We start from the raw sequence: 24,381 nt of genomic DNA, 5'->3' as shown, positions 1-24,381 counted from the left end.
AATGTCTAAAGAAGTTTTAGCAACAGCCAAAGAAAAAATGACAAAAGCGGAAGAAAGCTTACGCCGTGAATTAGGTCAAATTCGTGCTGGTCGTGCGAACGCAAGTCTATTAGACCGTATTCAAGTAGAATATTATGGTGCACCAACACCAGTTAACCAATTAGCAAGTATCAATATCCCAGAAGCACGTGTATTAATGATTACACCGTTTGACAAAAATTCTATCGCTGACATTGAAAAAGCTATTCAAATGAGTGATATCGGCATTAGCCCAACCAATGATGGAAATGTCATCCGTTTAGTGATTCCACAATTAACGGAAGAACGTCGGAAAGAATTAGCCAAAGACGTGAAAAAAGAAGCGGAAAACTCAAAAGTTGCTGTCCGTAACGTTCGTCGTGATGCAATGGATGAGTTGAAAAAAGCTCAAAAAAATGGCGACATCACTGAAGATGAATTACGTTCATTTGAAAAAGATGTTCAAAAATTAACAGATGATAGCATCAAAAATATCGATGCGATTACTGCTGAAAAAGAACAAGAACTTTTAGAAGTATAAAACCAATCACTAATAAAAATTATTGAATCCAGAGAAGCAAATGCTCTGGATTTTTTTGTATAGATGAGGAAGGCGTATCTCAACGCTCTCTTTGCGAAAGTCATTCTAAAGTAATTATTTAAGAAAACGCTTTCTTGGATAATTTTTTTTATTCTACCAGAATTTTTTTCTTTGTGTAGGGAGGATCACTTAAAAATATAGAGAAACTTTGAAATATCAGCCTTTTAAAATTTTTCTTCACAAATTGAATCCTAAAATTTGATGATAAGAGTTGTTATTTTTAGCAATTGTAATTTGCGATTCATTCTCAATTAGGCTAAAATGAGTGAGAACGGAAAAACGATTAAAACAAGTTGGAGGGAATTGTACATGTCTGTGTTAGAAATCAAAAATTTACACGTATCAATTGAAGATAAAAAGATTCTAAAAGGGGTCGATTTAACAATTAATACTGGAGAAATCCATGCAATTATGGGACCTAATGGGACTGGTAAATCTACTTTATCAGCAGCAATTATGGGAAATCCCAACTATGAAGTCACAGAAGGAGAAATTCTATTTGACGGCGTCAACGTTTTAGATTTAGAAGTAGACGAACGCGCTCGCCTAGGCTTATTCTTAGCAATGCAATACCCAAGTGAAATTCCAGGGATTACCAATGCTGAATTCATGCGTGCAGCAATCAATGCAAAACGTGACGAAGACAACAAGATGTCAGTCATGCAGTTCTTAAAAAAATTAGATAGCAAAATGGAATTATTAAATATGCCTGAAGAAATGGCTGAGCGTTACTTAAACGAAGGTTTTTCTGGCGGCGAGAAAAAACGAAATGAAATTTTACAATTATTGATGTTAGAGCCTACGTTTGCCATTTTAGATGAAATTGATTCAGGCTTAGATATCGATGCGTTAAAAGTTGTTTCTAAAGGGGTTAATGAAATGCGCGGCGAGAACTTTGGTGCGTTAATTATTACCCATTATCAACGCTTATTGAACTATATCACGCCAGATGTTGTTCATATCATGATGGAAGGCCGCGTTGTGAAAACCGGTGGGGCTGATTTGGCAAAACGTTTAGAAACAGAAGGCTATGCTGGTATCAGCCAAGAATTAGGTATTGATTACAAAGAAGAAGCGTAAGGAGGACAAGATAAATGAAAAAAGTAAATCTAATGGATTATCTTGACGAAGTCACCGCTTTTTCACTAGAACATGAAGAACCAGCTTGGATGACTGAATTGCGAACAACGGCTTTAAAAAACGCTGACGAAAGTGAGTTACCACATATTGATCGTGTGAAATTTCATCGTTGGCCTTTATTAAATGTTCACATGGAAAGTTATGTGCCTTCTGAAGGAAATGTCGCAAGTTTTGATCAAATGAAAGACAATCCTTTAATTGTTCAACAAGGATCTTTTCATGCTTTTGAGCAATTGCCAGCCTCATTAGCGGAACAAGGGGTAATTTTTACAGACATTTTTACTGCTTTACAAGAGCACCCAGAATTAATTAAAGAATACTATATGACTAAAGCCGTATTACCAGAAGAAGATAAGCTGACAGCAGCTCATGCAGCTTTCATGAATAGTGGCGTTTTCTTATACGTTCCTAAAAACGTAGTGATTGAAGAGCCCATTGAATCTTTGTTTATTCAGGATTCAGATAGCAACCAACCTTTCTTTAAACATGTTTTAATCGTTGCAGATAATCATAGTGAATTCAGTTATTTAGAACGTTTTCAATCAACTGGTCATCACGCAGAGAAAGCTTCTGGAAATATCGTTGTGGAAGTGATTGCGAAAGATGGCGCAAAAGTTAAATACTCAGCCGTGGATCAATTAGGGCAAACTGTAACGACTTATATGAATCGTCGTGGCTATATTATGCGGGATGCCTCTGTTGATTGGGCTCTAGGCGTCATGAATGATGGCGATGTTGTTGCTGATTTTGATTCTGATTTAGTTGGCGAAGGCGCTCATTCAGAAGTTAAAGTTGTTGCAATTAGTGCAGGTAAACAAACACAAGGCATCGACACACGAGTGACAAATAAAGCGCCACATTCAATTGGTCATATTTTACAACATGGAGTTATTCGTGAACGTGGTACTTTAACGTTTAACGGAATTGGCCACATTTTAAAAGGAGCAAAAGGAGCCGACGCACAGCAAGAAAGTCGTGTTTTAATGCTGTCTGATAAAGCTCGTGGTGATGCCAATCCAATTCTTTTAATTGATGAAAATGAAGTGACTGCCGGACACGCAGCCAGCGTTGGTCGAGTAGATCCAGAAGAAATGTATTATTTAATGAGCCGCGGCTTGCGTAAAGAAGAAGCGGAACGTTTGGTGATTCGTGGCTTCCTAGGTTCTGTCATTACAGCAATTCCAGTTAAAGAAGTACAAAATGAATTTGTAGAAGTAATCGAAGGGAAGTTAAACGCATGATGGATGCAGCAACCATTCGTCAATCGTTTCCTATTTTATTTCAAGAAGTTAATGATGAACCGCTAGTTTATTTAGACAATGCTGCAACAACCCAAAAACCAACGGCAGTGTTAGATGTTTTACGACATTATTATGAAACCGATAATGCCAATGTTCACCGTGGGGTGCACACGTTAGCCGAACGAGCAACGAAGGACTATGAGGCCTCCCGCGAAAAGGTTCGCCAATTTATCCATGCCAAAGAAACAGCGGAAGTTTTATTTACACGAGGAACAACAACCAGTTTGAATTGGATTGCCAAAAGTTATGGTGACTTGGCAGTTACAGCCGGGGATGAAATCGTCATATCTTACATGGAACATCATTCAAACATTATTCCCTGGCAACAATTAGCCCAACGTACAGGGGCCATTTTGAAGTATATAGACGTCACTGAAGACGGCTTTTTAGACATGGCAAGTGCACGTCAACAAATTACAGAAAAAACGAAAATTGTTTCGATTGCTCATGTTTCAAATGTGTTAGGGGTCATTAATCCAATCGAAGAATTAACACAATTAGCTCATCAAAATGGCGCTGTGATGGTGGTAGACGGCGCGCAAGCAGTTCCTCATATGCCTGTGGACGTTCAAGCCATCGATGCTGATTTTTATGCATTTAGTGGTCACAAAATGTGTGGACCAACTGGAATTGGTGTCCTTTATGGCAAACGTCATTTATTGGAACAAATGGAACCTGTGGAATTTGGTGGCGAAATGATTGACTTTGTTCATCTTCAAGAAAGTACTTGGAAAGAGCTTCCTTGGAAATTTGAAGCTGGCACACCTAATATTGCTGGGGCAATTGCCTTAGGTGCCGCCATTGATTATTTAACTGAAATTGGTTTAGAGGCCATTCATCAACATGAAGCAGCCCTTGTTCACTATGTTTTGCCGAAGTTGCAAGCTATCGAGGGCTTGACGATTTATGGTCCACAGAATCCAAAAGACCACACAGGTGTGATTGCTTTTAATATTGAAGGTTTACATCCACATGATGTGGCTACGGCGTTAGATATGGAAGGGGTCGCTGTCAGAGCGGGTCACCATTGCGCGCAACCGCTATTAAACTATCTGAGCGTGCCAGCAACTGCACGGGCAAGTTTTTATTTATACAATACCAAAGAAGACGCAGATCGCTTAGTTGAAGCGATTAAAGCGACAAAGGAGTTTTTCCAGCATGGCACTTTCTAAATTAGATAACTTATATCGCCAAGTCATTTTGGACCATTCTAGCCACCCACATCACCACGGAACGCTAGATGTGTCTAGCCAAACAATTGAACTGAATAATCCTACTTGTGGAGATGTGATTGAACTGGATGTGGCCATTGAAGACGGTGTGATTAAAGATATCGCCTTTCAAGGAAGTGGCTGTTCCATCAGTACAGCCAGTGCTAGTATGATGACTGATGCGGTCTTAGGAAAAACAATCGCCGAAGCAACGGCCTTAGCAGAGGATTTCTCTCAACTTGTTCAAGGAAATGAAGTGGCCGAAGATGAAAAATTAGGCGATGCAGCAATGTTAAGCGGCGTAGCTAAATTTCCAGCTCGGATTAAATGTGCAACCCTGGCTTGGAAAGCCTTAGAGCAGGCTGTTGCTAATAACGGCCAAGGCGAAGCCGGTCATTTACATTGTGAAAAATAAAGAAAGGGTGACGACGAATTGAGTACAGTACCTGAATTAGAAGAATATAAATTTGGCTTTCACGACGATGTGGAACCAGTCTTTAGTACCGGAGACGGCCTAACCGAAGACGTCGTTCGCGAAATTTCTCGCGTGAAAGGCGAACCAGAATGGATGCTTGACTTCCGTTTAAAATCGTTAGAACAATTCAATAAAATGCCCATGCAAGAATGGGGTCCAGACCTGTCAGATATTGACTTTAGTAAAATTAAATATTACCAAAAACCGAGTGACAAACCCGCACGCGATTGGGATGATGTACCTGATAAAATCAAAGAAACCTTTGAAAAAATTGGGATTCCCGAAGCTGAGCGTGCTTATCTAGCTGGGGCTTCTGCTCAATATGAATCAGAAGTTGTTTACCACAACATGAAAGAAGAATTTGAAAAATTAGGCATCATTTTTACAGATACTGACTCTGCTTTAAAAGAATATCCTGACTTATTCAAAGAGTATTTTTCAAAACTTGTGCCGCCAACAGATAATAAACTGGCCGCTTTAAACTCAGCTGTTTGGTCAGGTGGAACCTTTATTTATGTACCAAAAGGTGTTCGAGTTGATGTACCATTACAAACATATTTCCGAATCAACGCTGAAAATACCGGCCAATTTGAACGGACCTTGATTATTGTCGATGAAGGGGCCAGCGTTCACTATGTTGAAGGCTGTACGGCACCCACGTATTCAAGTAACAGCTTGCATGCGGCCATCGTAGAAATTTTCACTAGAAAAGATGCCTATTGTCGTTATACCACTATTCAAAACTGGTCAGATAACGTCTACAACTTAGTAACCAAACGTGCTAAAGCTTACGAAGGTGCCACTGTCGAATGGATTGATGGGAACCTAGGAGCTAAAACAACCATGAAATACCCAAGCGTTTACTTAGATGGCAAAGGTGCCCGTGGCACGATGTTATCGATTGCCTTTGCTGGCGCTAACCAAATCCAAGATACTGGGGCCAAAATGATTCACAATGCGCCGAATACCTCTAGCTCAATTGTTTCAAAATCAATTGCTAAAGACGGCGGCGAAGTTAACTACCGTGGCCAAGTGACTTTTGGAAAAGACAGCGCAGGCTCGATTTCCCACATCGAATGCGACACGATTATCATGGACGAAAAATCAAAATCAGATACGATTCCGTTTAACGAAATCCATAACAGCCAAGTGTCCTTAGAACACGAAGCCAAAGTTTCAAAAATTTCTGAAGAACAATTATATTATCTAATGAGTCGCGGCTTATCTGAAGCCGAAGCGACAGAAATGATTGTTATGGGCTTTGTTGAACCATTTACGAAAGAATTACCGATGGAATATGCGGTTGAGTTGAATCGGTTGATTAGTTATGAGATGGAAGGCAGTGTAGGGTAACCCGTTTTTTAGCGCTAGAAACGTTGATTTATCAATGTTTCTGGTGCTTCTTTTTTTCGAAAAAGCAAACTAACTACAAAACTAACTACAACGGAGATTAAAAGAGATATTTCTCTTTTTCAATAAATTTAGCAAATTGATCCGCACTACGTTCCTCTCTTTCTGGATAGAAGTAGTTATAGACCTGACGAGTCATCTTCGAATCTTTATGTCCAACTCGGTACATAATATCCTCTAAGTTCATATCAGCCATCGCGCAAAGTGAGACATGTGTCTTTCTAAATTCATGAAGTGTAATACGCTTTAACTTATACTTAGTTGCAATAACATCATACCAATCATTAGGCTGTCCAGGACGACAAAAATGGTTCTCTTTGTTCGGAAAGACTAGTTGATGTTTATTTGTTGATTTAATTCCTAAGACACTGAATTCAAATTGTTGTCTCTTTCTCCATTCTTGTAACATTGTCATTGTTTCTAAATCAATTGAAATGGTTCTTTTACCAGCATTTGTTTTAGCACTTTGGCTAGCCACTTTTGTTTTTTTAGATGTTGGATCATATTCAACTTCTGCCAGTGTTTTGCTGATAGTTAATTTATTGTTTTCAAAGTTAATATTATTCCATTCGAGAGCGAGTATTTCCGATTTTCTAGCACCAGTATAAGATAAAACACGAAAATAAGTTTCGATTTTCATATTGCCATGTTTTTTACAGAAATCTAAGAAAATGGCTAATTCTTTTGGCGTATAAACTGTCATTGTTTCTGTAGCAACTAAATGTTCATCAATTTCTTGACGCTTGATAGGCTCAGTTTTTCGCATAGGGTTCTCATTGATGAGTTCTTGTTGTACACCGTACTGTAGAATTTGTGCAACTGCTCGACGGAAGTAATAGGCTTGTTTATAACCATCTCTTATCCAGCGACGATTGACTTGAGTACAAAAGCGTACTGAAATGTCTTTAAGCATTTTATTTCCGAAGTATTCAAGTGCATGATCTTCAATAGCTCTTCTTGTAATCATGATAGTAGATGGCTTGACTTTCAATCGATATTGTTCAATGAATTCCTCATAAAGTTCTTTAAAAGTAATATTACCGCCCATTTTTAACGTATTTTTATCAAAATCAAGTTGTAACTGTCGGTAAAATTGTTGTGCTTCTTTCTTTGTTTTGAAGCCACTTCTGGTAGTACGAACTTCTTCTCCAAATTCAGTTTTTCCAAGATAGCATTGGAGTTTCCAAAGTTTCTGATTATATTTAGTATATTGTTTAAAAGAAACAGACATATAAAATCTTCCTTCCTAATTCATAATTTGGATTAGGATATTTTTATTTTTAGTAAGATTTTAATAGTTGAGGCTTTAATCAGGTGAATCATTTTTTAATTGATTGAAAATATTTTTTATATCTTCAAGATCATACAAATGTTGCCTACCAATAATAATTACTTCTAATCCATTTAAACGAAGTGTTTTTAATGTGTCATAGCCAATATGCAATTCTCTCATTAGAGTCTGCTGGTTAACATATCTTCCAAGAATTAGCGATGTTTTATCAGGCATATTCATACGATCTTACCTTTCTTTAGACAATAGTCTAGTTACTATACTTATTTATACATCATCATAAAAAAATATAAATTTAGCAGCCATCCTTTCTTTTATATATAGTATTTGCCTCAAAATGCTGCGAGCTAGAATCAAATACCATATCTTGATTATAATACTTGCAGCATTTTTTTCCTATACTAATTTTGGAAAAGAGAATTGTTTAGAAATATTGTTCTTACCTATTCAAACGACTTAGGAAAGTCCACAGGAATCTCACCTCAACTCAAACTTGGAGAAGCTACCCAATGCCGTGAAGCGTTCAAGGTAGGAGTATCATTATATTGAATACAAATCTTGGCTTCTTCAATTTCCTAAATGAAGAGGACAAATCAAAAAGTAATCGCTCGTTTTTTCAAAGTCATTGCGAATTTGTTTGCCTAGCTTATTGTAATCAAAAATGTATTTGAATAAGTTATTCAATTTTCAAAGAACCAGTTTTAGCCATATACTAATAAGAGGTTTGCAGGGCAAGAAATAACAACATTTTAAATTCATGTTAACTAGATGTATTCTGCAAATGTTTACTAAAATTAAAATGTCGTGTAAAATGAAATCAGGAATAAAATCACATTATGGTCGGTAGTCCATAAGTATGAAGACATTCATATTAGTATCCTGCCCCTCCGGGTTGTCCTTTTCCTGTATTAACTAAAAGGAGGGCATCGTCATGAAGTTAACAATTTATTTCGATGGTAGTTATTGGTGTGGTCTTATTGAATATGAAGGTGTAGAAGGAGATTACAGAGCTTGTAAATACCTATTTGGTGCAGAACCTAAAGTTTCAGAAGTTGAAGAGTTCATCGTAAATCAAATGGATCATGTAATCTATCTAAACGATCAAAAGTTGAAAAAATCTTCTAATAAGATTAGCGTCAAAAAAGAGAAAAAAAAGAATCCTAAGAAAATGCAGCGCGAAATTAATAGACAAAAAAAGAAACCAATTTTATGTACTAAAGCGCAGCAGTCTATGAAAGAAGCTCAAGAACAATTTAAGCTGATTAAAAGGAAGAATTCTAAAGAACGAAAAGAGCAGATGAAAAGAGAGCAATTTCTGTTAAAGCAAGAAAAGAAACTTCAGAAAAAAAGAGGTCATTAAGCTTTATATTAATTGATACTTTTTAATGTTCTAAAAAATATGATATAAATTGTTTGATTTAAAAGCAATATCATAGAAAAATTTATAAGAAGACCAAATAAAACTCGTATGAGGCTCCTTTCTTAGGTAGCAGTTTCATACGAGTTTTATGTTTATTTGAAAAGTTTAAGTTTGTCTATTATTAGTAATACACTTCGAAATCAAGTATCAACCTGATAAAACGCTCTGATAATTCTTGGTAGCAATCTAAATCAAGTTCACCATAGCGGGTAGATTCTTTTAGTAATAAAGGTTGAAACTGTTCGTACAAATAAACCATCGCTTTATTATCTCCTTGCTGGGCTCTAAGTGCTAAAGTAGTGAGAGTTTCCATATTTTATTCCTCCCTTAAAAATTTTTGATTAATTTTCAAGGGAGGAGGTCGTATATATATTAATAGGAGGTTAGCTTTTCATTAACCCCTTTAATTTTTTTAATAATCTTTTTTTGTAAATTGAAATCGCCTGTTGAGATAATTTCTTTTCTTTAGCAAGTTCAGTGTCGCTTTTTTTTACAACATATTTTTCTAGTAAGAACTTTTTTTCTTTTAGATTAAGTCGTTTAATTGCTGTTATAAGCATTTCATCTTCAAAATATTCTTCAAGATTTTTCAAATCAATTACTGACATATTACTAAGATTAAAATAGTTGTCAGTGTAAAAAGAATCAGGGGTGATATCTTGGAAATCAGTAAGGATTGATCTAGTAGAATAGTTACTCTTTTTTCTATAATAATTGTTTGCATGATAGTGTATGCCAATGTGAATATATTTCTTCAGTTTGTTGTCACTTGGAGTATTTGCCATGTTTAACTATCCCCTTTACCTTTGTGTCTTTTCTGCTCGCCTATACTGCCAAAAACCTCTATGAACTTTTTCAATAGGCAAGCTATTGTCTTTCACCATTTTTGGTAAAATGTTATTTACTAGATTTTTGTAATCTAAATTGAAATGTAGATTTTTAGTGATAGCAGAATGTATTTGTGAGCCATTCATCGGTATGCCAGAAGTTTTCAGGATGTAGCAAATATCTTTAGAAATAATGTCGTAGGGGATAGAAGAAGGTTTTATTTTTTGATCGTTAAATTTTGCGCGATCAATTTCTTTTTTTGGAATGATAGTTGTTTTAGTATATGATTGTCCTTCAGAAATAGTGTTTTCTATTTCTTCTATCCGGTTTAATCGGTTTTCGATGGCTTCATAAAGACTAGTGATTGCTTTTCTTTCATGGATTAATTCAACAATCAGCTTCATCAAAGTTCTTTTTTCCTCTAACAGATTCAAAATAATCACCTCTTTACTAATAAGAGGTTTTAAAGTTGTCAAATAACAACAAAAAAACTATCAATTAATTTTTGATAGTTTTTTGCGAGAGTCTTTTTTAATACGGTAGTATTTTATGAAGAGATAGTTTTAATAAAATGAAATAAATTATAGATTGTTAGACTTAAATCGGCTTTACTGTTTTTCTTAGTAATTTGAAAATCTTTTGCCACTCTATTAATACTAAAAATACCACTGATACCAGTATCATAAAGCGATTCTATATTTTCACCAATATCACCAACGACAGCAATGGCAGGTACTTGATTTTTTTTTGCCATTCTTGCAATACCAGAAATGACTTTTCCTTCAATACTTTGAGAATCAATTTTGCCTTCTCCAGTGATGATTAAATCTGTATTGGAGAGTTCTTTCTCGACTTGAAGTGTTTCTAAGATTGTGTCGATACCTGGTTGTAATTTAGCGCCAAGAAATGCGTATAAGCCAGCTCCGATACCACCAGCAGCACCGCCACCGGTTAATTGAGAAATATCAATTTCAAGATCGTTTAACACTACACTAGAAAGATTTCTTAATCCAGCATCAATTTTTTTTATTAAATCTAAGTCAGCACCTTTTTGCGGTCCAAAAATAAAGGCTGCTCCTTTAGAACCGTATAATGAATTTTCTACATCACACATTGCAATAATTTGTTTTTTTGCAACTTGAGGATTTAGTCCAGAAATATCAATATTTTTTATGTTTATTAAGGTTTCTCCAACAGGAATAAATTCCTTTCCTTCACTGTCAGTAAATTTCACTCCTAAAGCGGCAGCAATTCCACAACCTCCGTCAGTGGTGGAGCTTCCACCCAATCCAATAATGATTCTTTTCGTAGTGGGACTATTCAAAGCTGCTTTTATTTGTTCACCTACACCAAAAGAAGTTGCAATACCTGGAATAGGTTTATCTTCAGTAAGTGGTAATCCTATGCATGAAGCAACCTCTATAATGACATCTCCGTTCTCTAAAAGACCTAATTCGGCTTCAATAGATTCTCCGTATGGATCACTAACCCACATTTTTTTTAGATGACCTTTTTTGGCTTTTAGAAAACAATCAATCGTTCCTTCGCCACCATCTGCAATAGGATAAGCTAGGATAGAGGCATCATGATATACCTTTTTGATTTCATTTTCCATAATTTTAGATACTTCAATAGAAGACATGGTTCCCTTAAAGGAATCAGGCATTAATATTATTTTTTTCAAGAGAATCTACCTTTCTATAATGAATAATTTATCCTATAATTTCCCAAATATCCATGAATTTTGATTGCAATTCATGGATAGTGAGAAACTAGATTTTACTTATTTTAAGTCATCTTGTGTTTCCAATACGTATTGTACGAATAAGGCCACTCCGTTAACTAATCCTTGTTCATCGATATCGAATTTTTCATGGTGATGGGGATAGACAGGACCATCAATTTTACCACCACCAACAAAAGCAAGGTATCCAGGTTTATTTTGCATAAAATACGAAAAATCCTCTGCTCCTGTGAATTTTGGATAGTCAATAAGAGCATCCTCTCCAAGGGTATTTCTCACCGCAGCTTCAGCACGTCGACTGCTATTTACTTCGTTTATTACAGGTAGTGTTCCTCTAACATACTCAAAATCATAAGTTGTTCGGAATGCGTTACAGGTATTGCTAATGATTCTTTCCATTGCCTCTGGGATCATAGCGTGAACTTCAGGCGAAAAACTTCTTGTTGTTCCAGAAAGCTTTGCCTCACCAGGAATGACATTAAATTTGTTACCTGCATTCAAGGAACAGACACTAACCACAGCAGGCTCAGTCGGAGCAATTTCTCTACTGACAATTGTTTGTAAATTGCTGACTAATGCTGCTGCACATGGAATTGGATCGATTGCGGTGTCTGGAAATGCTCCATGGCCACTTTCTCCCTTAATAGTGAGATAAAACATATCGCATGAGGACATTCTTGGTCCAGCTTGTACAGAAATTTTACCAACTGGAATAGGAGACCAAATGTGAATTGCCATGAAGTTATCAATATCTTGCACTTCTGGTTGTTTAGCAAATTCTTTTGCTCCAGCTGCGAGTTCTTCAGCTGGTTGAAAGATAAATTTGACTGTGCAGTTTAGCTTGTCCTTATTTTCGGATAAAATTTTAGCTGTTGTTAATAACATTGCCATGTGCCCATCATGTCCGCAAGCATGACTTTTTCCCTCATATTTTGAAGCAAAAGGTAATCCAGTATCTTCTATGACTGGTAATGCATCAATATCTGTTCTTAAACCAATTATTGGATGGTCTTTTTTGCCACGTAAAGTTGCGACTAATCCAGTTCCAAGAACTTCTACATAAGGAATATTAAGAGTATCAAGTTCTTGCTTTATTCTTTTTTGTGTTTCAAATTCTTCCCAACCTGTTTCAGGGTATTGGTGAAAATGACGTCTTAACCCAATTGTATAATTTTTGTTTTCTTTAGCTAAATTCATTACATTCATTTGTTATTCTCCTTTGTTTGTTTTATCCAATTAAAAATGATGTGAAAATACCCGAAATAATAACTGAAGTGATTGTTACAGAAGCAAATCCTCCAACTAACATTTGTGGCACCATTGTATCCATTAGATATTCTTGTTCCTCTTTTGAATTGCTGACAGCTTTTGAAGCTTCTTCCGTTAGAATATAGTTTTGAGGAAATCCTCCATAAATTGCAACAAGTATAATGGAACTTGACATATCAAAACTAACACCGATGATTTTTCTAGCAATACCAGCACCTAGAATGCCCCCAATAACTCCCAATACGATTATGACAATTAAAGGGAATGCTAATTCAAGTAACATTTGAGGGGTAGCGACATTTAAACCTGCAAATACAGAAATTAATAAAACTAACATGATAAAGTGATAGGTACCATTTTTCTTTAAAATATTTTCTTCTAAAAAGCCAATTTTAGTTGCGAAAATTGAAAGAATTAATACGACTACTGCTTGATTTAGCTTAAAGGCGCCCCAAGATGTAGTGAGCGTTTGAATAGTGTAGGCTAGTATACATATGACGCACATTTTAGTTAAAGATAAAGCGGTAGTGTAATATTTATCAGGAATACTTGGAAATATTTTTTTTGTTAGCGGTTCTCTATTTTTTTGAAGTACTTCTTCTTTTTGTGTTGTGCTTTTTGATAGATTAGAAGTCTCTTTAAGAATTCTACGAGCTTCTCTTTTTAAAAATATGGTTGATAGAGGATAGCCAGCAAATCCTTGCATGACATAAATACAAATTGCAAGTAAAGCTGGTTTGGTTAAACCTAATGATGAGGCAGCTTCTTGCATTAACGTTGCTGAAACAACGCCACCAGTGATAGATGGAATACCAACTATTAAGTAGTTCTTATCTAAAAATAATCCACCAATTCCCCAGACAACGATAACCATACCAAGAAGACCAGCTAAGCTTACTATAACTGACTTCCATTGTAACTTGAGTTCTTGAAAGCTGATTGTCGTTCCTAAATGAGCGATGGCAAGCATGATGACAACAATTCCTCCAAGCGGGGCACCAATACCAGCACGATCAATAATATCTTTTGGAAGGATTGTCCAAAAACCAATAAGAAACAGTGTTGCAACAACTACTACAGAGGGAATCCAAGCCTTAGTAGTTGTACTGATGAAATCTCCTAGTGCATAAATGGCAATAATAATTAATAGACAAAAAATTGGTTGTTGTAAAAGTTCCATTTTATTCTCCTTAGTGTTTATCTTTTCCGTGTTTTAGAAAGGTTTATAAGTTATTTCTGGAAAGCCAAAGTGTTTCGGACCAAGTAAATTGATACCTGATGTAGTCCTATATTTTTCATTTGGAATAGCAACTACATCGAGAGTTTGTCCGTCAACCAAATCATCGTTTGTTACAGGTAGTCCAGATTTTGAATCAAGTATTTGAAGTAAGTCTGGGCTTGTTACTTGAACTTCGTCATCAATCCAAGCAATATGATTTTCATTTTTAAACCACATTTTTAACTGATGGTTTGAAAATTGATTGCTACCTTGTAAATAGTAACTCCCAATCATATAACCATCTTCATTTTTCCATTTCATTTTATTTACGGTCCCTGAAAAAATCCATTTTCCATTGACAATACGACTAAAAAGTTCTGGAAAGCTATGTTTGTTTAAATCGGTCTCTCTGAGTAATTTTCCAATATTTTGTGCTTTTGATAATGTGTTTCTTGATAATGCTCTTTTAGCATCCTTAATTTGCATTGCAAACCCAGCTAAGCCAATTGGCTCTCCAGCTGGGACACTCAGCATTTTTCCAATTACTTCTACTAATTCGTAGCTATGACTTTCTCGAATGATGGTTTTATTTCCCCAAACATCACAACAAGCAACTGGACACATCTTTAAATCTAATATTCTAGGATAGATGGCCGCTGCTTCAGGAACAGCTCTTCCAGCAAAGTCTCCATCAATAAATTTTTTATTAAGATTAGTTGCGGCAGCGAAAGGTGCTACGGCATTTATACCACCAAGTTCTTCAGCAATAATGGCTGAAAAGGTCACTCCTAATTCCTTTTCGAGTTCAAGAATTGATTCTTCTAAGAAAAACTCGTTCTTTCTCTGTGTTTGTCCTCTACCTATCATTTTTTCTTTTTCTATTTCAGATTGTGGTGCAATTGATCCCATATAAAAAGCTGTACATATCCAATCTTCATCATCAAAATAATCAATATCATAATAGGTTAATGTTGATTGCTTTTTAAAAGAAGCTGTTAAAAGTTCAGTTCCGATAGAAGGGGAGCCGCCACCTCCACAACCAAACAGAGAACATCCATATACAAAATCAAACAACTCGTCTAAATTTTCTATCTTATACATTTTTTCACCTCCTTAAGAAGAATAATTGATTATGATACACACTAGCGATTTGTGCATATGTCAAATCCTTCTATTTATTTGAATGCGCTTTATATTTAATATGAATCAATTATATGTTACTATTGTCTATGATATCTATGCGTTAAAAGTAAAATAAAATGCAAGGTTTTTGTACATATGCACAAAGGAGATGTATTTATGGAATTAAGTAAGTCTCTAGCTCAAATGATTGTAGATAAGGTCATGCTTGAGATCCCCTATAATATAAATATTATGAATAAAGATGGAATTATTATTGCTAGTGGTGATGATAAAGGCATTAACGAAGAGCATGATGGTGCGTTAAAAGCGGTAAATATAAAAAAAGAACAAATTGTTTACTCCAACAGTCAATCCGAATTAAGTGGCGTAAATACACCATTTTATTTTAATGGAGAAATCGTAGGAGTTATCGGAATTACTGGTAATCCGATGTTTGTAACATCTTTGGCACCACTTGTAAAAAGTATTGCGGAATTATTATTAATTCAAAAAAACCAGATTAATCAAGAACAAAAGCAAACACTACGTCTGGAGTCTTTCTTACAACAATGGGCGAGAACCACTCAATATGACACTAGCTTCATTTTAGAAAGTGAACGTATGGGTATTCATATAGATGATTCTTACAAAGCATTTATCATTAAAAGTGAAAAAGAAATCAATTTTTTGCTGGAAAAGGATGAATTTTTGGTCAAAATATCGGTTGAACATGTACTGTTAATTAGTAATAAAAAAAGGACTGAGCAAAAATTAACAAAACACTTTACTGAAAAAAAATTAACGTTATTAGGTATTGGTGAACAAAATGAAGTGCTAAGTAAGTCTGTTAATCAAGCCTTAGTAACTGCGAAATTGAATAAGATCTTTGGATGGCAATATTCTAGGTACGGAGAGATTCGAAATATTGATCAATTACTTAAAAGTAATCTAGATATGGAAGAATATACAGAGAAGTTTAAAGAAGAGTATGCTACAGAACGAGGAAGAATGTTGATAAAGACTTTAAAGACCTATATTAGAAATAATGGAAATATGAATATAACTTCTTCGGAATTGTTTATTCATAGGAATACGTTGAAATATCGATTGGAACAGATTCATGAATGTTATGGTTTAGATCCTAAAAAATATTTTGATCTCATTTTTTTGATTATTTCTTATTATTTTTTTCAGTATGAAAGAAAATCATATAGTGAAGGAGAGTAAGTATTATGACAGTTAGGGTGAAAGACCTTTTGGCGTTGCCTTCTATGAAACATACCAGATTAATTGGGGGAGACGAGGGAAAAACTAAAGTGGTTTCCTCAATCTCAGTTTTAGAATCAACAGATCCTAAAGTCCTCAAGAATATGTATTTTAATCACGCATCTTTTAGAGTGGATGAGATTCTTATCACAGGATTTATTAACAATCCAGAAAAAATTAATGAACAGTGTGAGTGTATTAGAGGGCTTTCAAAAGCAGGAGCAAGTGGACTTATTATTTTTTATGAAGGTCTTGTTATGAAAGAAATTGATTCACAACTAATTGATTTAGCGAATCAATTGGGGTTTCCATTGTTAGTTATGCAGAAAAACAAGATTATTCTTTATGGTGAAGTGATTAGTGATGTGCAAGGTTTGTTGCACAGAGATAGTAAAAAAATCGGGTTATTTTCTAAAGAGATAATAAAAAGAATGGCACTTTCTGAGAAATCTGACCAGAATGGAGACTATCTTTTGAGATTAATTAGTAATAAATATCATTATTCTATTGCTCTAATTACTTTAAGTGATGAAGTTGCATTCTCTGCTTCGTGGCCATTAAGTTCAGAGATAGAGTTACAACAGATAAATAATCATGAATCCCCTATTAATACTGATTTTCAAGGGATAAATAGTTATTATAAGCAAATATTATTTGAAGAATCTGAGATCAGATATATGTATATTAAAAATGAGTATGGGAATATTGACGAACAGATTGTTTTAGAAATAACAGAAATACTTCAAATTTTTTCAATGTATTTTAAATTTAAACGACCAACTATAGATGAGCTTGGAAGTAGTTTATTGAATGATCACATTGTTAAAAGACAACGATTAGCAAAATATTTTAATATAGACCTTAGTGCAATAGAAAAATTTTGGATCATTACGAAGTTGGATCAACCTATTCCACAAGTTGAAAAAATTTCTTTGCTTTTAAAGCAATACTATAAGATTGTGATCGTCTCATCTGAAGGTGAACATACCTATTTCTTTTTAGGGGATGAGAAGATTAAATTTGATTACCTTGAATTGCTTGGAATTGTTAATGATGAATTGATGGAGTATGGGAACTATAAATTTTATAGGCAATTAGAAAAATTTAACTTCGATGAATCAAGAAGACAAAAACAAGCCTATAGTGAGCATAGAAATTATTTTGAAATTATTTTTCCGCACAAACAAATGTACACCTCAATAGACTTAGATTTTATAGAAAAATGTAGTGAAATCATTGAAGGAGAAAAGCAAAATCTAGATGATTTCTTATATCCAATCGCTCTATTGTTAGATGAAAAAGAAGAGCGAAGAGATGAGTTGTTATTGACTTTACAAACATTATTATTAGATACAGACTTAATAGTGAATAAGGCAGCAAATCTGCTAGATGTGCATAAAGGAACAGTAAAATATCGACTTAAATCATTGAATAATTTATTAGGGTATGATATACGTCACACATCAAATATATTTCCAATTTATTTAGCGGTAGGACTATATAGAGTTATCCATTTTACTAAATAAACAAAAATAGAAGCAGATATTTAACCTTAAAGTTAGTTACTTTTTTTTGATTGATTGAGATAATGAATGATCTAGTTGTCTCATGAAGGAGTGGCTGATATGAAAGTGGTAAATTTGGAACAGTTTAGGATAAGTTTAGAGGAGAACTGTGTAATAAACTCTTGTTTAAGTGGTTGCAATGTTTCAGATATTTCTTTTTCTAAAATAGAGTTGAATGAAGTGAAATTTGAAAATGTTGAACTTACAAATGTGAAAATGACACATTCCAATTTTACCAATATCACTTTTATTAACTGCACATTTAGACATGTGAACTTTTCGAATTCATCTTTTAATAATATTTCAATAGTTGATTGTGATCTAGATGAAGTCGATTTTACACAATCAGAATTTGATGGTATTCAATTTATATCTTCAAATTTTAAGCGAGCACTGTTTAACAAGTCTAACTTCATTTTTACTAAGTACGAAGATTGTCAATTAATAGAAGTTGAGTTTATTAGGATAAAACATAAGGAGTTATCGTTAACAAAGTGTCTATTGTCCAAAAATAATTTTTTATACACTAAACTTGATGGCTTGAATTTTAGTAATTTGAAATTGAGTGATTTATTGTTTTCTATGGATCTTATAAGTGGAATGACAATTACTAAAGAACAAGCAATGACATTTTTTGAGGAACTTGGAGTGAATGTCGTTTAATCTTTATAAGGTGGGGAGTAGGATAATGCGAGTAGAGAATGTTGTCGTCGCTAATTATAGTGAGGTTTGGGCAAAGGAATTTGAAAAAATCAAAACAGATATTATTCGAATTGAACATGTCGGAAGTACTTCAGTTGAAGGCTTGTGTGCCAAACCAATTATTGACATTGATATTGTGATTGAGGATTACAGTAAATTTGAGGCTGTAAAATCTGGATTGACATCTTTAGGGTATGAGTATGAAGGGGATTTAGGTATTACGGAGCGGGAAGCTTTTTCTTATGAAATTGATCAAAAAAATCAATTTATGGAGCACCATATTTATGTATGTCCAAAGAATTCTGTAGAATTAAACCGTCATGTTACTTTTAGAGATCATCTTAGAAATAATCAACCTGATTGCCAGAAGTATGGTGAGATAAAACGAGCAGCAGCGAAAAAGTTTCCACTGATATTGAAGGATATTTAGATATGAAGGGTGTCGTAATTTCCGAAATCTATCAACGTTGTGGGTTGCTGAAATAAGGGGTGAATAAAATGACTATTTGTTTGGTTAGATATAATCGCAAGTATTTGCCAGCTATTGTAACATTGTTTAATAGTACGATTCAAAGAGTAAACAGAAAAGACTATAGTCAAGCTGAATTAAATGAGTGGATTCAAAGTAATCCTGATTTTGATTTGTGGCATGGAACGCTAACAAGTAGCTATTGTTTATTGGCTATTAAAGAAGAAACTTTAGTGGGATTTGGTAATATAACAAGCGAGGGGGATCTCGATTTATTCTATGTTTCTCATGCTATGATCCATCAGGGTGTAGGTCGCTTAATTTACAATGAACTAGAGAAGTATGCAGTGCTAGAAAAGGCAGAGTCTATTTATACAGATGCTTCAATAACGGCAGTTCCATTTTTCACAAAAATGGGTTTAGAAGTGATCAGAAAACAAGACAATCAACGAAATGGTGAAAATCTAGTCAATTATCGCATGGTAAAGAAATTAGTTATGAGGTGAAACGGATTGAGAAGTGAAAAAGACATAATGGATTTATTAGAAACCTTTTTTTATCAGAGTGACGATTTACTTGTTTTTCTGATGAATGGTTCTAAAATCAATGTTAATATTCCAGATGATAAGTTTAAGGATTTTGATGTTGCTTTTTTTACAAATAATAGCGCTAAATATAAAGGAAATTCAGAGTTTATAAAAAAAAATTTTGGAGAAATACTATTGATGACTGAACCATTTAATCCATTCAATTTAGAACTTTTCAAAGATGAATCAGATGGTAAAAGGTATAGTTATCTGATTCAGTTTGTTGATGGGAATAGAATTGATATGAGTTTTTATGAGCTTGATTATCTAGAAGAGTATTTAAAATCAGATAGCTTAACTAAACTAATTTGTGACAAGACAAATAGAATAAAAGAAGAAATGGTTCCCTCAGATGCGGACTACTTATTAAGATATCCATCTAGCGAAGTGATTAAAGAGTGTATCAAAGAGTTTTGGTGGCAGTTTTTAAATACCTTAAAAAGTGTAGCTAGAAACAATTATTTACTAGCCCAAAAATATCTTAACTATACTAGAGAACAGTTGATTCAAATGCTGACATGGCAAGTAGCATTAGATAATGGGTTTGATAAAAATTATGGAAAAGAATTTACAAATATTACCAACTTTCTATCACCAAAAAATTTGAATCTTCTGCAACAAACGTTTAATACTACAGATTTTGAAAGTATGATTAGCTCTTTAAAAATTATGAAAATGCTAGAAGTAAAGGTTGAAAAAATACTGTCTGATAGAATGTCATTTGACTATACAGACTATTCTTACATACCAAGAAACTATTTGATTAGTAAGGATGAGGAAGAATTAGCGAGTTACTTTTAGATAGGTAACTAGTGAAGAATTTATTTTCTGAAAGGGAGAACTAAACGTTATGATTGAAACAAAAAGGTTAATACTTCGACATTTTGAGGTTAATGAGACAGATATACAGGCGTTATTTTCTATTTTTTCGGATGAAAAAGTAAATAAGTATTTGCCTTGGTACCCATTAGAAACGAAAAACCAAGCAATTGAATTTTATCACAAGCATATTTTGCCTAAATATGAAGAAGAAAAAGGCTATTATTTTGCTATTTGTCTGAAAGAAAATAATACACCAATTGGTTATGTGGCAGTAAGTGGAGAGGATAGCCATGATTTTGGTTATGGGTTAATGCAAGCGTTTTGGGGGCAAGGGATTGTCACTGAAGCAAGTGAAGCCGTTCTTGATTTTTTGAAATCTACGGATATGAACTTTATTACTGCTACACATGATATTCATAATATTGGCAGTGGAAAAGTCATGGAGAAAATTGGCTTGAAATATCAGTATTCCTATCAAGAATTATGGCAGCCTAAAAATATAGTTGTCACTTTTCGTATGTATCAATTAAATTTTGACAATAAACAGGATAGAGTTTATATGGAGTATTGGAATAAGTATCCTGAACATTTTATTGAAACAAGCTTAGACTAATGAATTAATGGTTTGCTGAAAAAATATTTTAAAAAGTAGAGTCCTAAATAAATAGTTATATAGGAGTGAATAAAAAATGGAAAATTGGTTTACAGTAGAAAAAATTTCAGAGGATACATTTGCAATCAGTGAATATAAGCATTGGGAAGAAACGCATTGTTACTTAATTATAGGAGAGCAAAAGTGTGTACTGATTGATACAGGTATGGGAATTTCTAATATTAAAGAAATAACAGATAGGTTGACTGATAAGCCTATTGTTGCGATTCCTACACATACACATTGGGATCATATCGGAGGATTAAAAGAATTTGATGAATTTTATCTTTATGAAACTGAAGTACCTTGGTTAAATGGGGAGTTTCCTTTATCGTTAGATTATATCAAAAGCTTAGTAATTGAAATCCCTTTTGAACAACCGAAAAGTTTCAATTTAGAAAATTATACAATTTTCCAAGGAATGCCAACGATGATTTTAAAAGATGGGGATGAGATTGATTTAGGGAATCGTCAACTTAAAGTCATTCACACACCAGGACATTCCCCTGGTCATATTTGCTTATATGAAGCAGATCGTGAATGGCTGTATACGGGAGATTTGATATACATGGATAAATTAACTGCATTTTTCCCTACCAGCGATCCAGTGGCCTACAAACAATCCATTGATAAAATTAGAAAGCTTGACGTAAAGAAGATACTCTCTTCACATCACAAGTTAGAAATACCAACTTCTTTAATTGCAGATGTTTGGGAAGGTTTTTCAGAAATTGAAGAAAAAGGTAAACTCCATCACGGTGGAGGGCTATTTACTTTCGAGAACTTTCAGATTGAAATCTAACTTTGGAGGAAAAGAAATAGGTAAGTATATATATCGGCTCAACAATTAAATTTAGAAATGATAATAACTCCATCAGAACAGTTTGAAGAAAGTCACTTTCAGAAAAAATAGATCAGAATGTAGACTATCTTTTGAGAAAATTTTTAAGTAGACTTGAATGGATCGAGCTATATTTTTGAGTCACCCATGGAAGATGAGATTCTAAGAACTTTATAGAGTCTCATCTTCTTTAGTTTTAATATTAAGGTAGCTAATCTCTATGATATTAAGAACATTTTTATGAAAAATAATTGTAACGACTAAAAATAATTAAATTGAGATGCTCTTTCATAATTTTGACGAATAACTATTATCTTGAATATTTAGTAATTTTTGTTAAGCTTAGAGTGTTAATATAAAGATAAGGGAAGTATTTTTCGAATGAGAAAGTCTATTAAAGAGCGTATAACAGAGTGCGAAACTATTGAAAATCTTTTACAAGTATCTAAAATCTATTATTTGAACATTCCGATAGACAAAAGATCAGTAATTTTCAATCAACTTATTTTTCAAAGAAAGATGAACTTAGAAGATGGGTATCTTTCATTAAAATTAACAACTAATCTAGCTTTACTATTTATGTCATACCCTTTCAAAAAAAAGTATTTTATGTATTTTTGGCATAATAAGGAGATTAGTGAGGAAATATTGGTGTTTAGAATGTTTGTTATGAAGTTTCATGAATTATACACTAACCAACAAACACAACAGATGTTAGATTCTGAAGGTGAATTTTTTTCTACGTTTTTAAATTTTCATTTTCATTATCCATCTATCTCGGCTGGTGATTACCTAGAAATGTTCTCGATTTTTGAAGAATTAGCAAAAAAAATATATGGTTTTTCAATCTACGATATCAGTAAACTATTATTATTTTTCACTTCGGACACTAGGCAGAATTTTAATGGTGAAATAGTAGGTTTAACTAACGATTGGATAGATAGAGAACAGATGAATAAAATTTTTAGTGGCAAACCGCCTACTGAAATTCTTTCAGGTTTATTCATGGATAGCTCAGAAATAAATCCAGATGAAGTTTATCCAACAGATATTCCTAAGATTTTTAAAGGAAAAATTGGAATAGCATTTGAAAACGGTTATTTTATACCTCAAAGCCAATTCATTTTTGAAAATATATTGAGACATTTAATAGAAAATGAAGAGTCAAATAATGTTAAGGGAGATATTTTGGAAGATTACGTAGAAGAGATTTTTGTAGATTTTTTCGGAGAAGAGTCCGTCTTCAAAAAATATTTTGATGAGCAAGGAAACGAACAAGATATTTTTGTTAGATGTGGAGACATAGTTTTAGCTGTTGAATGTAAAGCACAAGATTTCAAGGAAGTATATAGAAATAAAGATCAGGCTGTTAATAGGTTAAATAGACACTTTAACAAAATAATAAAACATGCTTGTAAGCAATGTGACCGAGTAAAGAAGAATATTGTTAACAATAAATCAGTTATTTATTATGATTCAAAAGATAAGAAATCAAGGAAGAAAAAAATAGATATATCTGATACTTCCAAAATTAGAGTTCTCAAGGTGGTAGTAACTCTAGATGATTATTTAAACTTATCAGAGTCACCTCATGAATTTTTAGATATAGAATATAAAGACACGTGGATAGTGAATATTTTTAATCTAAAGAGAATACTTTGGATATCCCAAAAGGAACAATTTATAGAATATATTCAGTATAGAACATCTTTAATTGAGACAATTTCATCACTAAATTCTGATGAATTGGAACAATATGGCTATTTTGTAAGTCCTAATTTTGGATTTTATCCCCCAAATGATATTGGAATAAGTATAAGTCTCAGGAGTGGGTTTTCAAAGGTTTTTGATTTGTATGATGATTATTCTAATAACAAAGAGATGAAGAAGCTAGACAACTATTTACATGATTTAATAAGTAAAAATTTATAAGTAAAGCTAAACAGAAAATATGCTTATCATAGAGGATAAAAACTAAAAAGGAGTGAGAAAATGCAATTTTTTTCATTGAAACCTAAAGAGAAAAAGGCTGATATAAAAAATTATGACACGTACAAAGAAGCATTAGATTTTTGTTTTAATGTTGAGAATGGAATAAATAATATTGGTGTTATCGGAGACTATGGTACCGGAAAGAGTACAATAATTGGAACATATGTAGATAATGAAATTAAAAAAAATGAGTATGACATTATCAATGTATCATTACTTACTCTAGAGGATGATGTAACAGATAGTTTAGTTCTTTTGAAAAACATAATTAAACAGATTGTCCAAAACCCCAAAAAAGACTTAGAATATAATATCCTGAAGTTTAAAGGGTTACATTTGAATTTGAAGACATTCGGAGCTATTTTAGGATTTCTTTTTTCCATTCTAGTTGTTTTTTACAAATAGAGGTTTGATCTCTCAAATACCATTTTTAAAG

General features: G+C 33.5%; 26 protein-coding genes. 17 read left to right on the top strand and 9 right to left on the bottom strand.

Annotation, left to right across the window (positions count from 1 at the left end):
- Position 1: 1 nt before the first annotated feature.
- From frr to sufB, 6 genes are all read left to right on the top strand, one after another.
- Complete coding sequence (gene frr, locus IGI63_RS05010; RefSeq protein WP_002356762.1) at positions 2-559, top strand: ribosome recycling factor; 558 nt, start codon at positions 2-4, stop codon at positions 557-559.
- 369 nt (positions 560-928) lie between these two features.
- The gene (gene sufC, locus IGI63_RS05005) at positions 929-1,699 is read left to right on the top strand and encodes a Fe-S cluster assembly ATPase SufC (RefSeq protein ID WP_002356763.1); all 771 of its coding nucleotides are present in this window, start codon (positions 929-931) and stop codon (positions 1,697-1,699) included.
- Between the two features lie 14 nt (positions 1,700-1,713).
- Positions 1,714-3,000, top strand: coding sequence for a Fe-S cluster assembly protein SufD (gene sufD, locus IGI63_RS05000; protein ID WP_429975439.1), 1,287 nt, complete (start codon positions 1,714-1,716; stop codon positions 2,998-3,000).
- Positions 2,997-4,232, top strand: coding sequence for a cysteine desulfurase (locus IGI63_RS04995; protein WP_002372178.1), 1,236 nt, complete (start codon positions 2,997-2,999; stop codon positions 4,230-4,232). Before sufD ends, IGI63_RS04995 begins: the two co-directional genes overlap by 4 nt.
- Positions 4,219-4,686, top strand: a complete 468-nt coding sequence (gene sufU / locus IGI63_RS04990; protein WP_002364431.1) for a Fe-S cluster assembly sulfur transfer protein SufU — start codon at positions 4,219-4,221, stop codon at positions 4,684-4,686. Before IGI63_RS04995 ends, sufU begins: the two co-directional genes overlap by 14 nt.
- A gap of 18 nt (positions 4,687-4,704) precedes the next feature.
- Positions 4,705-6,099, top strand: a complete 1,395-nt coding sequence (gene sufB / locus IGI63_RS04985; RefSeq protein WP_002356769.1) for a Fe-S cluster assembly protein SufB — start codon at positions 4,705-4,707, stop codon at positions 6,097-6,099.
- 97 nt (positions 6,100-6,196) lie between these two features.
- On the opposite strand, the gene IGI63_RS04980 is transcribed toward sufB, so the two are convergent.
- Positions 6,197-7,387, bottom strand: a complete 1,191-nt coding sequence (locus IGI63_RS04980) for a tyrosine-type recombinase/integrase (RefSeq protein WP_429975438.1) — start codon at positions 7,385-7,387, stop codon at positions 6,197-6,199.
- A gap of 75 nt (positions 7,388-7,462) precedes the next feature.
- The gene (locus tag IGI63_RS04975; protein ID WP_429975437.1) at positions 7,463-7,669 is read right to left on the bottom strand and encodes a hypothetical protein; all 207 of its coding nucleotides are present in this window, start codon (positions 7,667-7,669) and stop codon (positions 7,463-7,465) included.
- Positions 7,670-8,378: 709 nt separating this feature from the next.
- Here IGI63_RS04975 and IGI63_RS04970 point away from each other — a divergent pair.
- The gene (locus IGI63_RS04970; RefSeq protein WP_429975436.1) at positions 8,379-8,807 is read left to right on the top strand and encodes a YjdF family protein; all 429 of its coding nucleotides are present in this window, start codon (positions 8,379-8,381) and stop codon (positions 8,805-8,807) included.
- Between the two features lie 181 nt (positions 8,808-8,988).
- On the opposite strand, the gene IGI63_RS04965 is transcribed toward IGI63_RS04970, so the two are convergent.
- From IGI63_RS04965 to IGI63_RS04935, 7 genes are all read right to left on the bottom strand, one after another.
- Positions 8,989-9,180, bottom strand: coding sequence for a helix-turn-helix domain-containing protein (locus tag IGI63_RS04965; protein ID WP_429975435.1), 192 nt, complete (start codon positions 9,178-9,180; stop codon positions 8,989-8,991).
- A gap of 70 nt (positions 9,181-9,250) precedes the next feature.
- The gene (locus tag IGI63_RS04960; RefSeq protein ID WP_194331138.1) at positions 9,251-9,652 is read right to left on the bottom strand and encodes a hypothetical protein; all 402 of its coding nucleotides are present in this window, start codon (positions 9,650-9,652) and stop codon (positions 9,251-9,253) included.
- A 15-nt stretch (positions 9,653-9,667) separates the two neighbouring features.
- Positions 9,668-10,129 (bottom strand): hypothetical protein, encoded by a 462-nt coding sequence (locus tag IGI63_RS04955; protein ID WP_429975434.1) that lies wholly within the window; start codon positions 10,127-10,129, stop codon positions 9,668-9,670.
- A gap of 113 nt (positions 10,130-10,242) precedes the next feature.
- Positions 10,243-11,379 carry a glycerate kinase gene (locus IGI63_RS04950; RefSeq protein WP_429975433.1) on the bottom strand — a complete coding sequence of 379 codons (1,137 nt, stop codon included), beginning with the start codon at positions 11,377-11,379 and terminating at the stop codon, positions 10,243-10,245.
- A gap of 99 nt (positions 11,380-11,478) precedes the next feature.
- Entirely contained in the window at positions 11,479-12,645 is a 1,167-nt protein-coding gene (locus IGI63_RS04945; protein ID WP_429975432.1) for a M20 metallopeptidase family protein, read from the bottom strand.
- Between the two features lie 22 nt (positions 12,646-12,667).
- Entirely contained in the window at positions 12,668-13,888 is a 1,221-nt protein-coding gene (locus IGI63_RS04940) for a hypothetical protein (RefSeq protein WP_429975431.1), read from the bottom strand.
- Between the two features lie 33 nt (positions 13,889-13,921).
- A complete protein-coding gene (locus IGI63_RS04935; RefSeq protein WP_429975430.1) occupies positions 13,922-15,028 on the bottom strand; it encodes a DUF917 domain-containing protein in 1,107 nt (368 codons plus the stop codon).
- A gap of 198 nt (positions 15,029-15,226) precedes the next feature.
- Between IGI63_RS04935 and IGI63_RS04930 the strand changes: the two genes are divergently transcribed.
- The 10 genes from IGI63_RS04930 (at position 15,227) to IGI63_RS04885 (ending at position 24,350) form a co-directional block, all read left to right on the top strand.
- Complete coding sequence (locus IGI63_RS04930) at positions 15,227-16,276, top strand: CdaR family transcriptional regulator (RefSeq protein ID WP_429975429.1); 1,050 nt, start codon at positions 15,227-15,229, stop codon at positions 16,274-16,276.
- A 5-nt stretch (positions 16,277-16,281) separates the two neighbouring features.
- On the top strand, positions 16,282-17,841 hold the full coding sequence (locus tag IGI63_RS04925; protein ID WP_429975428.1) for a PucR family transcriptional regulator ligand-binding domain-containing protein: 1,560 nt from the start codon (positions 16,282-16,284) through the stop codon (positions 17,839-17,841).
- 99 nt (positions 17,842-17,940) lie between these two features.
- Complete coding sequence (locus IGI63_RS04920) at positions 17,941-18,543, top strand: pentapeptide repeat-containing protein (RefSeq protein WP_429975427.1); 603 nt, start codon at positions 17,941-17,943, stop codon at positions 18,541-18,543.
- A 25-nt stretch (positions 18,544-18,568) separates the two neighbouring features.
- A complete protein-coding gene (locus tag IGI63_RS04915; protein WP_429975426.1) occupies positions 18,569-19,012 on the top strand; it encodes a GrpB family protein in 444 nt (147 codons plus the stop codon).
- A 68-nt stretch (positions 19,013-19,080) separates the two neighbouring features.
- A complete protein-coding gene (locus IGI63_RS04910) occupies positions 19,081-19,557 on the top strand; it encodes a GNAT family N-acetyltransferase (RefSeq protein WP_185327433.1) in 477 nt (158 codons plus the stop codon).
- 6 nt (positions 19,558-19,563) lie between these two features.
- Entirely contained in the window at positions 19,564-20,439 is an 876-nt protein-coding gene (locus IGI63_RS04905; RefSeq protein ID WP_429975425.1) for an aminoglycoside 6-adenylyltransferase, read from the top strand.
- 49 nt (positions 20,440-20,488) lie between these two features.
- Positions 20,489-21,073, top strand: coding sequence for a GNAT family N-acetyltransferase (locus IGI63_RS04900; protein ID WP_429975424.1), 585 nt, complete (start codon positions 20,489-20,491; stop codon positions 21,071-21,073).
- 76 nt (positions 21,074-21,149) lie between these two features.
- Positions 21,150-21,914 (top strand): MBL fold metallo-hydrolase, encoded by a 765-nt coding sequence (locus IGI63_RS04895; protein WP_429975423.1) that lies wholly within the window; start codon positions 21,150-21,152, stop codon positions 21,912-21,914.
- A 420-nt stretch (positions 21,915-22,334) separates the two neighbouring features.
- The gene (locus IGI63_RS04890; protein ID WP_429975422.1) at positions 22,335-23,885 is read left to right on the top strand and encodes a hypothetical protein; all 1,551 of its coding nucleotides are present in this window, start codon (positions 22,335-22,337) and stop codon (positions 23,883-23,885) included.
- Positions 23,886-23,945: 60 nt separating this feature from the next.
- A complete protein-coding gene (locus IGI63_RS04885; RefSeq protein ID WP_429975421.1) occupies positions 23,946-24,350 on the top strand; it encodes a hypothetical protein in 405 nt (134 codons plus the stop codon).
- Positions 24,351-24,381: the final 31 nt, after the last annotated feature.

Origin of the sequence: Enterococcus sp. DIV0086 (assembly GCF_050498705.1) — a bacterium.
In the GTDB taxonomy this organism is placed as follows: domain Bacteria; phylum Bacillota; class Bacilli; order Lactobacillales; family Enterococcaceae; genus Enterococcus; species Enterococcus faecalis.
Note: the sequence above shows the minus strand (reverse complement) of the source record. Positions and strands in the feature narration are given on the sequence as shown.

Coding starts and splice junctions, on each gene's coding strand:
- sufU (WP_002364431.1), top strand. CDS start 4,219: ATGGCACTTTCTAAATTAGATAACTTATATCGCCAAGTCATTTTGGAC.
- sufC (WP_002356763.1), top strand. CDS start 929: ATGTCTGTGTTAGAAATCAAAAATTTACACGTATCAATTGAAGATAAA.
- IGI63_RS04970 (WP_429975436.1), top strand. CDS start 8,379: ATGAAGTTAACAATTTATTTCGATGGTAGTTATTGGTGTGGTCTTATT.
- IGI63_RS04980 (WP_429975438.1), bottom strand. CDS start 7,387: ATGTCTGTTTCTTTTAAACAATATACTAAATATAATCAGAAACTTTGG.
- IGI63_RS04900 (WP_429975424.1), top strand. CDS start 20,489: ATGATTGAAACAAAAAGGTTAATACTTCGACATTTTGAGGTTAATGAG.
- IGI63_RS04920 (WP_429975427.1), top strand. CDS start 17,941: ATGAAAGTGGTAAATTTGGAACAGTTTAGGATAAGTTTAGAGGAGAAC.
- IGI63_RS04930 (WP_429975429.1), top strand. CDS start 15,227: ATGGAATTAAGTAAGTCTCTAGCTCAAATGATTGTAGATAAGGTCATG.
- sufD (WP_429975439.1), top strand. CDS start 1,714: ATGAAAAAAGTAAATCTAATGGATTATCTTGACGAAGTCACCGCTTTT.
- IGI63_RS04995 (WP_002372178.1), top strand. CDS start 2,997: ATGATGGATGCAGCAACCATTCGTCAATCGTTTCCTATTTTATTTCAA.
- IGI63_RS04935 (WP_429975430.1), bottom strand. CDS start 15,028: ATGTATAAGATAGAAAATTTAGACGAGTTGTTTGATTTTGTATATGGA.
- IGI63_RS04890 (WP_429975422.1), top strand. CDS start 22,335: ATGAGAAAGTCTATTAAAGAGCGTATAACAGAGTGCGAAACTATTGAA.
- IGI63_RS04945 (WP_429975432.1), bottom strand. CDS start 12,645: ATGAATGTAATGAATTTAGCTAAAGAAAACAAAAATTATACAATTGGG.
- IGI63_RS04975 (WP_429975437.1), bottom strand. CDS start 7,669: ATGAATATGCCTGATAAAACATCGCTAATTCTTGGAAGATATGTTAAC.
- IGI63_RS04960 (WP_194331138.1), bottom strand. CDS start 9,652: ATGGCAAATACTCCAAGTGACAACAAACTGAAGAAATATATTCACATT.
- frr (WP_002356762.1), top strand. CDS start 2: ATGTCTAAAGAAGTTTTAGCAACAGCCAAAGAAAAAATGACAAAAGCG.
- IGI63_RS04910 (WP_185327433.1), top strand. CDS start 19,081: ATGACTATTTGTTTGGTTAGATATAATCGCAAGTATTTGCCAGCTATT.
- IGI63_RS04925 (WP_429975428.1), top strand. CDS start 16,282: ATGACAGTTAGGGTGAAAGACCTTTTGGCGTTGCCTTCTATGAAACAT.
- IGI63_RS04940 (WP_429975431.1), bottom strand. CDS start 13,888: ATGGAACTTTTACAACAACCAATTTTTTGTCTATTAATTATTATTGCC.
- IGI63_RS04895 (WP_429975423.1), top strand. CDS start 21,150: ATGGAAAATTGGTTTACAGTAGAAAAAATTTCAGAGGATACATTTGCA.
- IGI63_RS04885 (WP_429975421.1), top strand. CDS start 23,946: ATGCAATTTTTTTCATTGAAACCTAAAGAGAAAAAGGCTGATATAAAA.
- IGI63_RS04965 (WP_429975435.1), bottom strand. CDS start 9,180: ATGGAAACTCTCACTACTTTAGCACTTAGAGCCCAGCAAGGAGATAAT.
- IGI63_RS04915 (WP_429975426.1), top strand. CDS start 18,569: ATGCGAGTAGAGAATGTTGTCGTCGCTAATTATAGTGAGGTTTGGGCA.